Origin of the sequence: Chroococcidiopsis sp. CCALA 051 (assembly GCF_003015105.1) — a bacterium.
In the GTDB taxonomy this organism is placed as follows: domain Bacteria; phylum Cyanobacteriota; class Cyanobacteriia; order Cyanobacteriales; family Chroococcidiopsidaceae; genus Chroococcidiopsis; species Chroococcidiopsis thermalis.
Genome location: NZ_PYCI01000157.1, coordinates 1 through 14,441 on the forward strand (window position 1 = coordinate 1; position 14,441 = coordinate 14,441).

General features: G+C 44.1%; 12 protein-coding genes and 4 pseudogenes. 12 read left to right on the top strand and 4 right to left on the bottom strand.

What is annotated here, in order from left to right:
- From C7Y66_RS26400 to C7Y66_RS32115, 5 genes and pseudogenes are all read left to right on the top strand, one after another.
- A pseudogene (locus C7Y66_RS26400) lies at nucleotides 1–437 on the top strand (mechanosensitive ion channel domain-containing protein); the annotation flags it as partial.
- Nucleotides 438–472: 35 nt separating this feature from the next.
- The gene (locus tag C7Y66_RS26405) at nucleotides 473–1,495 is read left to right on the top strand and encodes a mechanosensitive ion channel family protein (protein WP_199197647.1); all 1,023 of its coding nucleotides are present in this window, start codon (nucleotides 473–475) and stop codon (nucleotides 1,493–1,495) included.
- The gene (locus C7Y66_RS26410) at nucleotides 1,492–2,811 is read left to right on the top strand and encodes a DUF2254 domain-containing protein (RefSeq protein ID WP_106547870.1); all 1,320 of its coding nucleotides are present in this window, start codon (nucleotides 1,492–1,494) and stop codon (nucleotides 2,809–2,811) included. The genes C7Y66_RS26405 and C7Y66_RS26410 overlap by 4 nt, the downstream gene beginning before the upstream one ends.
- 138 nt (nucleotides 2,812–2,949) lie before the next feature.
- Nucleotides 2,950–3,732: pseudogene (locus tag C7Y66_RS26415) on the top strand (hypothetical protein).
- A 170-nt stretch (nucleotides 3,733–3,902) separates the two neighbouring features.
- Nucleotides 3,903–4,523: a hypothetical protein gene (locus tag C7Y66_RS32115; RefSeq protein WP_199197648.1), complete on the top strand. Its 621-nt coding sequence runs from the start codon at nucleotides 3,903–3,905 to the stop codon at nucleotides 4,521–4,523.
- A gap of 95 nt (nucleotides 4,524–4,618) precedes the next feature.
- Here the strand turns inward: C7Y66_RS32115 and C7Y66_RS26430 are convergent.
- Nucleotides 4,619–5,756, bottom strand: a pseudogene (locus C7Y66_RS26430) (IS4 family transposase).
- A gap of 1,550 nt (nucleotides 5,757–7,306) precedes the next feature.
- Between C7Y66_RS26430 and C7Y66_RS26435 the strand changes: the two are divergent.
- From C7Y66_RS26435 to C7Y66_RS26460, 6 genes are all read left to right on the top strand, one after another.
- Nucleotides 7,307–7,951, top strand: a complete 645-nt coding sequence (locus C7Y66_RS26435; protein WP_106547871.1) for a bacilysin biosynthesis protein BacA — start codon at nucleotides 7,307–7,309, stop codon at nucleotides 7,949–7,951.
- 90 nt (nucleotides 7,952–8,041) lie between these two features.
- Entirely contained in the window at nucleotides 8,042–8,470 is a 429-nt protein-coding gene (locus C7Y66_RS26440) for a DUF2000 domain-containing protein (protein WP_199197649.1), read from the top strand.
- Nucleotides 8,471–8,546: 76 nt separating this feature from the next.
- Nucleotides 8,547–9,326 carry an SUMF1/EgtB/PvdO family nonheme iron enzyme gene (locus C7Y66_RS26445; protein ID WP_106547872.1) on the top strand — a complete coding sequence of 260 codons (780 nt, stop codon included), beginning with the start codon at nucleotides 8,547–8,549 and terminating at the stop codon, nucleotides 9,324–9,326.
- Nucleotides 9,327–9,338: 12 nt separating this feature from the next.
- A complete protein-coding gene (locus C7Y66_RS26450; protein ID WP_106547873.1) occupies nucleotides 9,339–10,004 on the top strand; it encodes a molybdopterin-dependent oxidoreductase in 666 nt (221 codons plus the stop codon).
- A 95-nt stretch (nucleotides 10,005–10,099) separates the two neighbouring features.
- Nucleotides 10,100–10,909, top strand: a complete 810-nt coding sequence (locus tag C7Y66_RS26455) for a class I SAM-dependent methyltransferase (protein ID WP_199197650.1) — start codon at nucleotides 10,100–10,102, stop codon at nucleotides 10,907–10,909.
- Between the two features lie 237 nt (nucleotides 10,910–11,146).
- On the top strand, nucleotides 11,147–11,608 hold the full coding sequence (locus C7Y66_RS26460) for a DUF3291 domain-containing protein (RefSeq protein WP_106547874.1): 462 nt from the start codon (nucleotides 11,147–11,149) through the stop codon (nucleotides 11,606–11,608).
- Nucleotides 11,609–11,707: 99 nt separating this feature from the next.
- On the opposite strand, the gene C7Y66_RS33135 is transcribed toward C7Y66_RS26460, so the two are convergent.
- The 3 genes and pseudogenes from C7Y66_RS33135 to C7Y66_RS30680 all read right to left on the bottom strand — a co-directional run.
- Nucleotides 11,708–11,833 (bottom strand): hypothetical protein, encoded by a 126-nt coding sequence (locus tag C7Y66_RS33135; protein WP_255410066.1) that lies wholly within the window; start codon nucleotides 11,831–11,833, stop codon nucleotides 11,708–11,710.
- 31 nt (nucleotides 11,834–11,864) lie between these two features.
- Nucleotides 11,865–13,433, bottom strand: coding sequence for an FAD-binding domain-containing protein (locus tag C7Y66_RS26465; protein ID WP_106547875.1), 1,569 nt, complete (start codon nucleotides 13,431–13,433; stop codon nucleotides 11,865–11,867).
- Between the two features lie 109 nt (nucleotides 13,434–13,542).
- Nucleotides 13,543–13,708: pseudogene (locus C7Y66_RS30680) on the bottom strand (phosphatase PAP2 family protein); the annotation flags it as partial.
- Nucleotides 13,709–14,007: 299 nt separating this feature from the next.
- Between C7Y66_RS30680 and C7Y66_RS26470 the strand changes: the two are divergent.
- A complete protein-coding gene (locus C7Y66_RS26470) occupies nucleotides 14,008–14,334 on the top strand; it encodes a transposase (RefSeq protein ID WP_199197652.1) in 327 nt (108 codons plus the stop codon).
- Nucleotides 14,335–14,441: the final 107 nt, after the last annotated feature.

Here is a 14,441-nt window from a genome sequence, read left to right on the forward strand (position 1 = left end):
TTGACCAGCCAGTTTACAACTACACGCAAGATTTCCCCTATCTTTGGGAAGAAATTAGCGTGCCGATTTCTTATACAGCCGATCGCGATCTCGCCGAACAAATTTTACTAGACTGCGCTGAGCGTCATACAGAAAGTATTAACCAGATGAGTCAAGAATCTTTACGGGTGATGCGCGATCGCTATTTTCTCCATTCTCACGATTTAACACCCAAGGTTTACTATCGCATTACTAATAACTGGCTAGAAATGACCGTCCGCTTTGTCGTCAGAGAACACGGAATTCGCGATCTCAAAGATGCCGTTAGCCGCGATATTCTCAAAGCTTTCGACGCTGCGGGAATTAGAATTGCCACGACGACTTATAATGTTGTCGGATTTCCTCCACTTCAAATCGAGAATAGCTTTAGTAATTCAAAAGAAAATTCGCAGCATTAATCTGTTTCGTTATTTTAGATATTAGATCGATAGCTATGAATATTCAAGCAGCAATAACAGCAGCATGGCAGAAAATTGGAGGGTTAATTGATAGCTTCATTATCATGCTGCCAAATATTATATTGGCAGTCATTGTATTTATCATATTTTTCTTCGTGGCTCGCTGGCTAAAGCTATTAGTCAAACGCCTGACTCGCAGGCATCGGCAGGCACGAAATTTAGGTATGGTACTGGGGCGATTGGCTCAGGGAGCTGTAATTCTCCTGGGCTTATTTGTGGCGCTATCCATAGTTATTCCCACATTTAGAGCCGGAGATTTAATTCAGCTCCTCGGTATTAGTGGTGTAGCAATTGGCTTTGCTTTCCGCGATATTTTGCAAAACTTCTTAGCTGGAATTCTAATTCTGTTGACCGAACCATTCAAAATTGACGATCAAATTGTTTTCAAAGACTTTGAAGGAACGGTAGAAAACATCGAGACACGCGCTACGACGATTAGAACCTACGACGGTCGCCGAATTGTGATTCCCAATTCCGAACTATTTACAAATTCGGTCACTGTTAACACTGCATTTGATGCTCGTCGCATCGAATACGATGTTGGCATCGGTTACGGTGACGATGTGAATGAAGCAAAACGGTTGATGCTAGAAGCAATTTATAGCGTGGATGATGTATTGCGAGATCCGGCTGCCGATGTTTTGGTACTAGAATTAGCTGAAAGTAGCGTCAATATCCGTGCCAGGTGGTGGATTAAACCGCCAAGGCGAATAGACGATCTCAATTCGCGAGACAAGGTAATTTCTGCGATTAAGCAAAAGCTTTATGTAGAAAATGGCATTGACTTGCCATATCCGACACGCCAAATTTTATTCCACGACCAAACAGAAGAAACAGATGGCGATCGCACTCGTCAGCGTGAAGGATGGCCCGCTGGCAACAACGAAGTTCCGAAACCACGCAGTATCAGCGGTTCTCTCAGACGAATAGCTCAAATTCAAGCGTCAAAAAACGGTAATGGTAGCGATCGAAATCTGACAGCGGACGATAACAGATGAAAAACGTCAAAATCGGGAAAATTTGGGATAACTTGCACTCTAGCTACTGGTTCTTGCCCACAATTATGGCAGCGATCGCGATCGCCCTGGCATTTACAATGCTGAATCTCGATCGGGCGGGTTTCTACGGACCGTTGGAAAAATGGGGCTGGATCTACGCGGGTGGTGCTAACGGGGCGCGAGAGGTACTTTCATCTGTAGCTGGTTCGGTGATTTCTGTTGCTGCTACTGCTTTCTCAATTACAATTGTGGCGCTTCAGCTGGCTGCGTCTAATTACAGTCCTCGTTTGCTGCGTAACTTTATGCAGGATACGGGCAATCAACTTGTCTTGGGGACATTTATTAGTACGTTCATCTACTGCTTGCTGGTACTGCGGACTGTGCGCGGTGATGGCGATGATTACGACTCCTTTGTGCCGCAGCTCGCAGTCACAGTTGGGTTGTTGTTGGCACTTGCCAGTATTGGCGTACTGATTTTTTTCATCCATCATGCCGCCACAATCATTCAAGTGTCCCATATCATTATGGACGCTAGTAACGATCTTCACGGCGCGATCGATCGCTTGTTTCCCGAAAAGTTAGGGCGGAGTTTGCCCAAGCCGCACGAACATGCAATTCCAGCTAATTTCGATCGGGATGCTTATCCAGTCAAAGCTAATAATAGCGGTTATCTCCAAGCAATTGATAACGAAGAATTAATGCAAATTGCCTGCGATCGCCAACTATTATTGCAAATAAAATCTCGACCAGGTAGGTTTGTGGTCAAGGGTAGCGATTTAGTCATGGTGTTTCCAGGGGATAAGGTCAATCGGAAACTGAGCGATCGAATCAACGATGCTTTTATGTTTGGCAGGCAACGTACCGAACAACAGGATGTTGAGTTTCCCGTGAATCAATTAGTTGATATTGCCCTACGTGCCATTTCTCCTGGGATCAACGACCCGACGACTGCAATTGAGTGTATCGACTCTTTGAGTGCGGGATTATCTCATTTAGCTCAAAGGGAGATTCCTTCTGCTTATCGCTACGACGACGATAACAACCTGCGTGTCATTGCCGAACCATTCACGTTTGCCGGATTGACCGACGCTGCGTTTAACCAAATTCGTCAGTATGGAAAATCAGATGTGGGAGTGGTGATTCGGCTTTTGGAGGCGATCGCCACTATTGCTGGTTACACCCAAAACGAAAAAGACCGTGCGGCACTACGCCGCCACGCCGAGATGATTCGGCACGATAGCCACCAAGCAGTTTCCCAGGAGCTGGATAAGCAAGATATTGAACAGCGATATCAAGCAATTTTGAAATTGCTTTAGATCACTTGTGGCGATTGCCAAAATTATTCTCATTGGCAGAAGCAATATTGTTCTAACCAGCTCAGCCTGAAAAAAGAAATGACTTGCAATACAGGTGATTTGCAATCTCAGGTCGTCAGAAAATGACTTTAACAACACATGTTTAGAATTTTGTTCGCAGTTGCCGAGCCAGCAACATCTAATTCTAATATCGTTTGGTTATCGGCACTATTTGCTGTCATTTTGGCTATATTGCATCTGTTTTCCGGTAAACTCCGCTTTCTAGAAAGAACTCCTCGCAGCATTTGGCTATCTATAAGTGGCGGTGTCTCGGTTGCCTATGTATTCGTCCATATCCTGCCCGAATTGAGTTAGGCACAACAGACAATTAAAAGTACGGTGGGCAAAGCACTATTGTTTCTAGAATATCACGTTTATCTTTTGGCACTATTGGGATTAGCCGTATTTTACGGGTTAGAACGAGCTGCCAAACTTTCGCGTCAGCGCAACCGCAAAGCAGGCAAGGGAGATGTTACCTCATCAGGTATTTTCTGGGTGCATATTGTCTCGTTTGCCTTCTACAATGCCTTGATTGGTTATCTGCTATTGCACCGCGAGGAACCAGGAATCGAGAGTCTTTTGTTTTTCTTTATTGCAATGGCTTTGCATTTTGTAGTGAATGACGACGGACTGCGGGAACATCACCAGCGTGCCTACGAAAAAACTGGTCGTTGGATACTGGCAGCAGCAATTATTTGCGGTTGGGCGATTGGGCTAGGAACTCAAATATCTGAGGCAGCGATCGCATTACTCTTTGCTTTTCTAGCCGGAGGAGTCGTACTGAATGTTTTGAAAGAAGAACTCCCCGAAGAACGTCAAAGTCGCTTCTGGGCTTTTGCCCTTGGTGCAGGTTTTTATGCTGCACTTTTGATAACACTATAAATCAGTCGCATCTAATTCGAGTTTGTCTGTACCGCCACCCTTGTCTGCTTCATTTACTACTGTTGCAGCAACAGCATTATCGTCGAGCGATCGCTTCACTAGCGCGTTAATGGCGGTGTCATAGAGCCTTCGGCAGGCGAGCAGGCAAGTAGTGCGATTGCATCTTTCTCATGAAGTATGACGCTTTGTGTCATGATGACTTCTTTTCTCTAGTTCCACCTATACCACTTGTCGTTCGAGTAACCAAACGACGAGTACAGCGCTATGCGCTCATACTGGGTAGCAACCCAAAATACTCTGCTGACAGGTTGACCGATCGCGCTATGAACAATCCTTTTTGCAGCTATAACATTATTGCCAGCGATACCAATAACCTCCCTCCTTATTCGGAAAAGTTACAAGAATACTGGATGGCAGGTAATGGTATTTTCCTGCGCTCGCACCGTCCAGAACTAGAAGTGTGCCTTGCGATCGCCCACTGCATCGTTGGTCATCTTCCCCACATCCAGCCTTATTTTCGCCTCGTGCCACCAAAAGTCGCCGCGTCAAGCATCTCAGAAATTATTCGTATTTGCCTAGAAGCAGGCGATCGAGAAGTTTTGTTCTATCTGAGCTATGACGATCGATGGCAACTGCACGTTCCACCACAAACAGCTAGCCGCACGAGCGTTGCAGCAATGGAATCGTCATTTAATTCCAATACAGTTCATTTAAGGCTACGCTGTGCTGAGGATAAAGAAAATAGGAGGATTGGTTCGGGAGGCGGAGCCTCGATGTCTTGGTTTTTTTGAGCGAAACTTGGATACAGGTTTTTTTACAACTCTGGGATTGGTACGAGAAACTCGTTCAGGTAACAGAGTGTCTAAAATCTCTACAGTCAACCAACTTAAAAAAAGGGGAGTTCTTTTGGTTGCAAGCGTTGAAATTTCGGGATAGCACGACGAATAACCCGCAATGTTCCAGTGAAACTCAGACGCAAAGGAGTGATACCCGCGCTCTTTGCCGCTTGAAACATCAATAACCGCACAGCCCAGTGTCCTAACAACCACCCGTAAACTTCCTGCACAACTTCACGCGGTTTTTGAGAGCGAATATGAGTTTTTCGTCCTGATAAATGTACTTTGAGTTCATCAATAGTATTTTCTACTTCGAGAGCGTTGATGATATTCAGTCGCCAGTAGTTGAGCCGGAAATTTTTCCAATTCTAATAAGCTGGTAATTAAGCGATACCTGAGTTGTTCCTCTGGTTTGTCGGTATTACCAATCGTGTATTCAATCACTCGGACTTGTATGGGCTGGCAACCTTTTGAGCGGAATTTAGCAGGTGGATAAATCCAACTTAGATAAGAACCATCCGCCAGTGGTTCTTCGCACAAAAACTTGACATTTACGGGAATTCTTCCTAAATAATCGCTACCAGTTGTTACAGTTGCTTGCACCATTGCATAAGAATGTAACCCTCTGTCCCACATCAACAACATCCCTGAACTCACGCAGCGTAATAATCTTAATGCCCGCACTCGTTCTCCGATTCGATATGGACACATTAATGCATCAAAGATTAAATGTGTTCCCGCCTCAACCAAAATCACTCATCTCACTTTGGGAAATGCTGCTTGTGTTCCAAGGCGACTACTAGGACGACCAAACACTCTAGCATTTTCATCACTATCCGGTATATCAAAACAAGTCCCATCTCTGACTACTATTCGTAGCCCCTGAAGAAATGCTCCCAAGGTCTGTGTACTAGCCATTGGTCGCACTAACTGATGGAACAATTGCCTCATTACCCTTGCCCCTAACCGCTGTCTAGCTTGTGTGATTGCTGATTTGCAGGGAGTTCGCCAGTACTTACCAACTTTAATCCATGCGTCACTCAATCCATCTACTAGGTTTTTCAGCACATCTCGCATCGAGTCTCTCGACCACAAGCTCATTGCAATTAGCAGGCAAACTACTAATGGTGCTGGCAAAGACCGATTTCTTTGTTCGCTAGCTTTGGCTGTAGCAATCGCTTGCTCTATTGCTGTTGCTGGTATGGCTATTTCAATTGCTTTTAGCACATCGCTACTTTGTCTTGTTGGAGACAACAATGAGAAATCTTTGAGATGCACCACACTTCAGTCCCATGATTGAGAATTCTCCTAGATTTTACCTGAGTTTGAAGCTTAACTGAACTGTATTGCCCTATCGCAAGGGTTGCCCTGATGCTTAATATTTAGGCAAATGCTTTCAAGCCAACATCCCCTTGGCGAGTGACTAGTGAACTACCAAGGGGATAAGAGTTTGAGCAAGTACGATTGGCGCAAGGAGGAAACCAAGCGCCGTGCCGTACAGGTGTTGGATTTGCTTTGTCTGTAAGTTTTTACAGTGACCTAACAAGTTTAGGATTCCTACCGTCGGCTTTCCTTGAATGAGCGCGAGTTGGAGCCGCATCTCAAGGGCTGGCAATCCTTTATTAATTAATATAATATCTCTGACCAGCTATCAATATAGATTAATTTTCTTCATCTGTGTGATATCAATTCCACGCTTTCCTGACGCACGAGCGATGTATTAATTAATATAATATCTCTGACCAGCTATCAATGCAGTTTATTGCCTTCATATATAGGCATTTCAGATTTTACTCTTTTTTTAGATCATCAAAAATCATCTACTGTTACATCTAAAACTACAGATTGTCAAACACTTAAAAAACTAAGTATAGTCTAAAACCATGCGGGAAACTGAAAATTTTACCCTATATTTATTTACCTTTCAGTCAAATAAATATAGGGTAAATATAAATAGAATCAGGAAACGCTATAAACTGTTTCTTGGTCAACTTTTACACTCAACTTCAGCAACCAAATCACAAGTCTTTCTATAAGAATTAATCATCTGTAAACTGGATAACAATTTACAATTCAGACGTTTTGGTTTAGCTTTAGTAAGACAGTAACAACGAATACTGAATGTCCAGAACGTCTTTGAAGCTATTTAATCGGCAGTTTTCTTGAAGTCCCATTAGCGTCCTATTAAGTGACAGCTCCTAGCACCAAGCGAATCTTGGTGTAGGCTTCTCACCAACTCCTGCTACTGCTAATGGATACTCGATCAGCTTTATTAGGACACGGATTGCCCTACCGCGCCTTGGAACAAGTACAAAAACTGTAGATCCAACCTCTGTACCTTGAAGATTTTACCTACTAGAGGATGTGACATGAAGCCCTCATTTCCTGGTAGAACCTCAATATCTTTATCTTCAGTTGTCGTGTTTCAGTAATAAGTGGCGGCAATTAGTTCAGACTATTGCATTAGATTCTACACCCCTGTTCGTACCAAGTAAAAATCCTGTCGGCAATTCATCCTACTGCTAAGAAAGAGCAGAGTTCACCCTAGCTCCTGCGAAGTTTTCTCCGATGGCTCCCGATCTCTATCACTGGAACAGCAACTCGCTACTGGATGTGCCCCAACGCATAAAAAATCTGCATAGAATCTCTAATTGGATTGTTATCTCCCAGGAATAGTGTAGTCACTCAAGTCCGAAAATATATTTCTCGAAGTTAAAGTATTAATTGGAGCAAAACGCATGATTAGACGAGTTGAGGTGAGTAAATCCCTAAGAACGCTAGAGGAAAACTTTACTAAACAATTGGAGCGTTTTTACAATTATCTAAATTCGCTTCAAAAAATTGACATCGCAACTCTGGGTCCGCAGGGAACATCAAGTGAGGCAACAGGAGCTTACTTACTTTCTTTGATAAACAAAGAAAGTGCCAGTTGCTCGATCTATCCTTCATATGAGCGTGCAATGAACAGTGTTCTTTCAGGAATATCAGACTTGTTGCTTATAGCTAATGCCTATTACAAGATAGACAAGGCATATATGTGTCCAAGGCTAAAGCTGTTGACTTCATTTGAATATGCAACGCCTTGCTATGGTTTGGCAAAGAGAATTGATTGCCAATTGCCCAAAGAGCGACCTTGGAAAATAGCTACTCATCATGCACCTTCGAGTCTAGTTCCTCATTTTTTGGAAAATTTGGAAAATCATGCATTACAAGACTATGAAATTACACTTGTTGAGTCAACTAGTAAAGCGGCGATCGATACGCAGCGAGGAAATGTCGATCTGTGTATAACCAACTCAAATTCAGTACAAGCCTACAACCTTCAATTTATCTCTGCGACTCGCCCAATTACTATGGTGTGGTCAGTATTTGGACGCGGGTAAATTCACGCAAAGGACAAAGATTATTATTGATGAAACGAGACTTTTAAAAGTCCGTAATTCCGTTTTTGAACTCAGTTAGGAGTGCGTTTTGTGGAAGCTAGCAAGCCAGAAAAAAAATGTGTGATAGTGATTGACGGTGACTTATCACTAGGTCTTATTACTAATACATCTGCTGTCTTAGCAATGACTCTAGGCAAAAGTATTGAAGGGATAATTGGATCGGATATTTTTGATGCTTCTGGTAAATGTCACGTAGGAATCACGAATACGCCCATACCTATCCTTAAAGGTACAAAAACAATAATTAAGGAAATTAGAGACAAGATAGACAGCGAAAAGATAGCTAAACTATTGCTTGTTGACTTCTCATATACAGCCCAAAAGTCGAAAACTTATACAGACTATGAAGATAAGTTATCTACCACCACAGCCGAAGATTTGGAATACCTGGGAATTGCCCTCTATGGAGATAAAAAGGACATCAATCGATTTACTGGAAATCTACCCCTATTAAAATGAGGCTTGGTTAACTTGGTTTGATTATATATAGTCACTGACAAAAGTCGGCAGAAAGTTAATCTTGGAGAGTATCAAGATGTCTCTGAAAACGAAGGAAGAACGCCTAAAAAACATGATTATTATTGAGGGTGGTTCATTTCTGCGTGGTAGCTCAGAATCAGTAGATGAAGGTCCTGTCATGCAGGTGACAGTGGATAAATTTGCCATAGATATTACACCCGTCACAAATAAGGATTATAGAGTTTTTGTGGAGAGCGGTGGTTATGAGAATCCTGAATTCTGGACTCAGAAAGGATGGAAATATAAGGAGTCTTTGAACCTTAAGCATCCTAACTTTTGGCTAGATAGTCATTGGAATAAAGATGATTCTCCTGTAACTGGTGTTAGTTTCTGGGAAGCTATAGCTTTTGCCAAATTTTCTGGGAAGACTTTGCCGACCGAGGCTCAGTGGGAGTTCGCGTGTAAAGGTTTTGATGGACGTAAGTATTCTTGGGGTAATGAAGCTCCTAGTCTTGAATACGCATATTATGCCCCAGATTGTATTGCCATTGAGGGTGCAGATCTGCGTAGTTCTACTTCTGTTTATGCTCATCCTAAGAACAAATCGTATTTCGGCTGCTTAGATATGGCTGGAAATATGGGTGAGTGGTGTTTAGATAATGCATCAACTGATTATAGTTGGGATAAGACAGGCTGCAACCCGATCTATATCACATCTGAAGAGGATTACCACATTTTTAGAGGTGGCTCTGGACTTCACAGTGAAGAATATCTTAGATGCACAAGTCGTGATTATTATCCTCCTAGTATGAGAGATGATATTGCGGGCTTTCGGTGTGTGGTAAACGACCTATAGGGAGGAAATCAAATGAGTGAAACGGATACTGCTTCTAACTGCGTAACTCGTAATTACGTAACGCCCAATTTGCATCGCAAACCTAATTCGTTAAGATACTATCAGGACGGTCCGCCCAAATCAGTTGATATTGATAGCTGGCATCTTTCGGTAACTGGATTAGTTCAGAATGAGCTAGATCTCTCATACTCTGATATATTAGCCCTGCCTCAAGTTGAAGAAAGTAGACGCATGGTATGCGTCTGTAATTGGAGCATTCGTCGGACATGGGCAGGTGTTTTGTTGTCGAAAGTCATTGAAATGGCGGGAGTACGAAACCCAGAAAATCTATACCTTAAGCAGACTAGTATCGGAACACCAGAAAAGGGAGTTTATGAGAGTACTATTGCTTTGGGTGATGCTCTCTTTAGACGCGCTCTGTTGCTCCACTCCGTAGATGGAGAACCGCTTCCTATTGTTCAAGGTTATCCATTGCGGCTAATTGATTTTGGACTATATGGCTATAAAAATGTTAAGGGGCTATCCAAGTTAGAAGTTACAGATCAGCTTGAGTTGGGTGAATGGGAGAACCGTGCTGGCTACGATGTGGATGGCACTGTTCGACCTAAAAAATATCGGATTGTTGATTTAGCTCAGTGGCGCTTTGTTGATAAACTAGGAGAAGTTACAGATTATTAAGTCACTGAATCGACTTCAAAACTTTCAAAGTTTTAATCGGCTTTGGTTTTGTTTTATTCAAAACTAGCAAACTTGGTTTAGTTTGGAGGTATGGTTTGTTAATAGAATATGTTCATGGTTACGCAACTGAAGAGCAGCAACGCCTCATTGAACAGGCAGAGTACTGGCGAGACACAGTACTACTGCGCGAGTTGAACTTTTCTGCTGGGGAGCATTTGCTAGAGCTTGGATGCGGGGTTGGGGCGGTGCTAGGTGTCCTTGGGAAAGCTTTCCCAGGCTTGAATCTAGCCGGAATTGATCTACAGCCTGCACAAATTGAATATGCTCACAAACACCTGACCAGTCTTGGTTTACGTAATGTTGACCTTCGTGTCGGTGATGCTACCCAGCTTCCTTGGCCAGATGCCAGTTTCGATCACATCTACACTACCTGGTTTTTGGAGCATGTCTCAGACCCTGGAAGCATTCTTCGTGAAGCTTACCGCGTACTGAAGCCTGGTGGTACAATCACCTTGAATGAAACTGACTATGCGACTATACTCATCTGGCCTGACTCTAGTGATTTTCAATATCTGCAAGATTCGTTCTGCGAGCTTTTCCGTAACGCTGGGGGCAATCCGAACTTAGGCAGAGCTTTAGGTCCACTTCTACTTTCGGCTGGTTTCAGGGAAGTTACTAACAAACCGTGGGGATTGTATCACTTTCGCAATCCAGGAAGTGAAGATTTGCGCGATTACGTTGAATATATTTGCTCCTGTATGGAGCCGATAATGATTAACATGACGCAGAAGCTGGGAAGAGATCCCGAACGGTTACAGTGCGGGTTAAAGTTTTTCCGAAGTCTTTTAGATCGACCGGAAGGTGCGGCAGCGCAGGTCATCTACCGTGGTTCAGCCAGGCGGTAGACGATAGTTTACTATTTGTCAGCCCATCTTTGAGGTCAAAAATAATCAATAATCAACGCTATCTGCGAATGGTTCTTGCCTATCTTGGATTTTACTGGGGCATGTGTTCTAGTCATTCGGCTCGAAACAATGGGGTTTGTGTGATAGGAGCGATAGGAAATTCTCGCTGACTCTCCAAAAGTTAGCGAGTAGGAAAGGTTTCGTTTTCTTCTGACCCAGGTCTGAATCGAGATAACGATGAAACCGCAGCAATACTACTTAGCTCAAGCCAATATCGTCTACATGCGCGCTCCACTGAGCGACCCACTGATGAAGGGCTTTGTCGATCGACTTCAAACCATTAATGAATTGGCTGATAATAGCCCAGGATTTGTGTGGCGACTGCAAGATGAAGCAACTGGCAATAGCACTGGCGTTCGCGCTTACCCAGATGAGCATATTCTTTTCAACCTTTCCGTTTGGGAATCTGTTGAAGATCTCTCCAATTATGTGTATCGCTCTGAACATGCCGTTGTGATGCGTGACGGTCGGCAGTGGTTTAAAAAAGCTGATTCACCAACGTTGGTTCTCTGGTGGATTCAGAGCGGGCAACTTCCTACTATTAATGAGACAAAAGAGCGACTAGAGTACCTGCGCCAGCATGGAGCAACACCATATGCCTTCTCCTTTAAAAAGCCGTTTCCTGCTCCTAGTCATTGAGGGCTTCAGTGTCGTATTTTATCAAACTAGAGCAATTGCAATGAGAATCTGTCATCATCCGCTCAGTGAACCAGGCAGGTAGTATTGGTCTTGGTTCGCTCATGACATTTCACCCCGAATAAACCGTAAAATCCTTGGCACAGACAACCCAAGGGCGATCGCCAGTCTCACCGCCTCTACTTTACCTTGATTGAGGCAATGACACGGCACGGGTGACAAAGCCATTATGGAGCGGAGGTAGCGATCGCCCCGACAGCTAGAAATTCTTTAGAACTTCAAAATCCAGTTTCTCTTGTCTGCGTCGGTATTCTTGATATTGCTTATCCTTAACTTGCCAGTATTTATCCACTGTAGTTTTAGCTTTGGTAGCCCCTTCATACTCATCGCCTCCTTCCATAATCAACCGCTCCCTCACCTGTTTACGCAAATCCGAAACAATTTTGCCGTTAACTTTCCGAGTTTGCGACCAATTCAATATAGGTGCAGGATAGTGACTCTCACCCTGGTAAACGAGTGAGAGAATTTCGGGTAAGCTGTACCCCTGCAATTCTGGAATCCAATGGTAGATAAACCTTAAATCTGAGTCCTTATCTTCTATATTCTTATTCGGGTTATAGATGCGGAAGGTATCGGACAGCGGATTAGTCACTCCAGCTTGCATCTGCCATTGCCAATTATCTATTGCCAAGTCCCCATCGACCAGACAATTCATATAATGCCGCGCCCCGTGATGCCAGGAAACACCACAGTTGATTGTGAGGAAAGTGGCACACATCGCCCTCATCCTGAAATTCATCCAGCCCATTGTCTTGAGCTGACGCATTGAGGCATCTACTAGAGGAAATCCAGTTTCTCCCTCTTGCCAAGCTTCAAACAATTCCTGTTTTTCTGGCTTTAACTCATCAGGTGAATACCATTCGTCAAATTCTGGGTATCGATTTTGATGTGCGATTTCTGGATGGTGGTAGAGTCTCTGAGTAAAACTATCGCGCCAACGCAGGCGATCGCGAAATGCTTTGAGGGAGAATTCAGCTTTGGGTTGGTTGGATAACTCTGCTGCCCTGGCTTTCGTGCGTTGGTAGATAGTGCGAGTTGAGATCGTACCGAAAGCTATATGAGGCGAGAGGTGAGACGTAGCGCCCTTCTGTGCTAGCCAGGGGCGCGATAGCTTCCAGTGATAGCCGTGGTATCTGTGCTGAAGAAATGAATCTAGAGTGGCGATCGCGCTGCCTTCTCCCCCATTGAAATAGCCACTATCCGCAGTCCAAAACTGACTGTACTTCTGTTTCAACTCATCAAATGTCAGTTGTGGCAGGTTGAGAGATAGCTGCGGGGTATTAATTTGAGTCTGAGCTTGATGTAGCGGTTGTCTTTGGTAAGTGTAGTATTCTTCATACCAAGAGTCGGTGCGGTCTTCGGTTTGCAGGAAGCTGCTCAAACCCAGATGACACTCAAGATTTAGTTGACGATAGAAGTCAAGGACAGTGCGATCGCGTTTAATCCCATACTCCACCTGCACGTCACGGTTGAAGAATAGTTTGGGACGATGACCTTGTTGCAGTAGCTCTCTAGTGAGACTTTGGAGGACATCTACAGTCTTCCCCTCAAATAAATACAGCCGACTACTCCGCTGTCTGAGATTGAAGTCTAGATTTTCTAGCGACTCAAATAAAAACCTGACTCTTGCCTTACCCACATCCGGCTGTTGGTAAAACCAGGGATCGATGATAAAACAGGGGAAAACTTGAGCGCTGTTGGCTGCTGCTAGGGTAACGATTTCGTTGTCACTAAGCCGCAGGTCGCGGCGAAACCAAAGTATGTGCATGACAATTTAGTACATTTATACTGATTTTATTCTCCCAAAAGGGAGCGATCTTCGTCTGGATGAGTGTAGATTCGCGCTTTTCCCGTAACAGATACTCAGTGCAGCACGGTTAGTTATTTGCTTCCTGACTCAAATTACGTCGCCGCCAAGGTCTGATGACCCAACTAACCCCCACTGCCCAAGCAATTGAAGCCGTCCAGCCTGCCAAAATGTCGCGCTTGATAATGCACGCCCAAGTATAACCGCGTCCAACCGATAACGAAGACAAAAGCGGATGAGAGCCTACGAGCAAGATCCATCTGGTTTAGCTGCATTTGTTGGCAGCTTAGTTTATGGCATGGCAGATAGTTCCCGTGCGGCACAAATTCAAGCAGGGCAGGAGTTACGCAGTTGAGTAAAAAGGGTGAGTGCGATACAACAAAAGAATGAATCCACCGAAAGTGAGCGAGTACGACTACATCAACTAACTGAATTGCTACCCAGAAAGCCTATACTTGCGTCGAAGCAGAGCGAGTGCAACCAGATAGTACCAATTCGCGACTCGCACGATGCGATTACGCGCTTGTTGCATCGAATGGAACCATCACCAGAAGCGTTGTGGCATGAAGCTCAAGCGCAAGTGAGTTTAACAACTAGAATTTTAGTGGTAGACGATTCGACGCTCGACAAATTCTATGCCGAGAAGATGGAATTGGTAACTCGGCATTGGTCAGGCAAGCATGGACGGGTAGTGCAAGGGATTAATCTAATTTCGCTGTTGTGGACGGAAGGAGACCGTCATATACCGTTGGACTATCGGTTTTCCGAGAAATCCGTGGACGGAGCCACGAAAAACGACCACTTGCGTGCCATGCTCGATACAGCAAAGGTAAGAGGATTTGCCCCTAATACCATTTTATGAAATGCCTGCTACAGATAAAGCATGGAGAATATCAATACATCGGACAGAATCAGGCGGCGATAGTGCCGTAGGAACGTAGACTTTGGTAGTTGGGATGAGATTTAATC

What these genes read in the sequence shown, in the direction of transcription:
- C7Y66_RS26405 (WP_199197647.1), top strand. Translation starts at nt 473, where the DNA reads ATGAATATTCAAGCAGCAATAACAGCAGCATGGCAGAAAATTGGAGGG.
- C7Y66_RS26410 (WP_106547870.1), top strand. Translation starts at nt 1,492, where the DNA reads ATGAAAAACGTCAAAATCGGGAAAATTTGGGATAACTTGCACTCTAGC.
- C7Y66_RS32115 (WP_199197648.1), top strand. Translation starts at nt 3,903, where the DNA reads ATGAAGTATGACGCTTTGTGTCATGATGACTTCTTTTCTCTAGTTCCA.
- C7Y66_RS26435 (WP_106547871.1), top strand. Translation starts at nt 7,307, where the DNA reads ATGATTAGACGAGTTGAGGTGAGTAAATCCCTAAGAACGCTAGAGGAA.
- C7Y66_RS26445 (WP_106547872.1), top strand. Translation starts at nt 8,547, where the DNA reads ATGTCTCTGAAAACGAAGGAAGAACGCCTAAAAAACATGATTATTATT.
- C7Y66_RS26450 (WP_106547873.1), top strand. Translation starts at nt 9,339, where the DNA reads ATGAGTGAAACGGATACTGCTTCTAACTGCGTAACTCGTAATTACGTA.
- C7Y66_RS26460 (WP_106547874.1), top strand. Translation starts at nt 11,147, where the DNA reads ATGAAACCGCAGCAATACTACTTAGCTCAAGCCAATATCGTCTACATG.
- C7Y66_RS33135 (WP_255410066.1), bottom strand. Translation starts at nt 11,833, where the DNA reads ATGGCTTTGTCACCCGTGCCGTGTCATTGCCTCAATCAAGGTAAAGTA.
- C7Y66_RS26465 (WP_106547875.1), bottom strand. Translation starts at nt 13,433, where the DNA reads ATGCACATACTTTGGTTTCGCCGCGACCTGCGGCTTAGTGACAACGAA.
- C7Y66_RS26470 (WP_199197652.1), top strand. Translation starts at nt 14,008, where the DNA reads ATGGAACCATCACCAGAAGCGTTGTGGCATGAAGCTCAAGCGCAAGTG.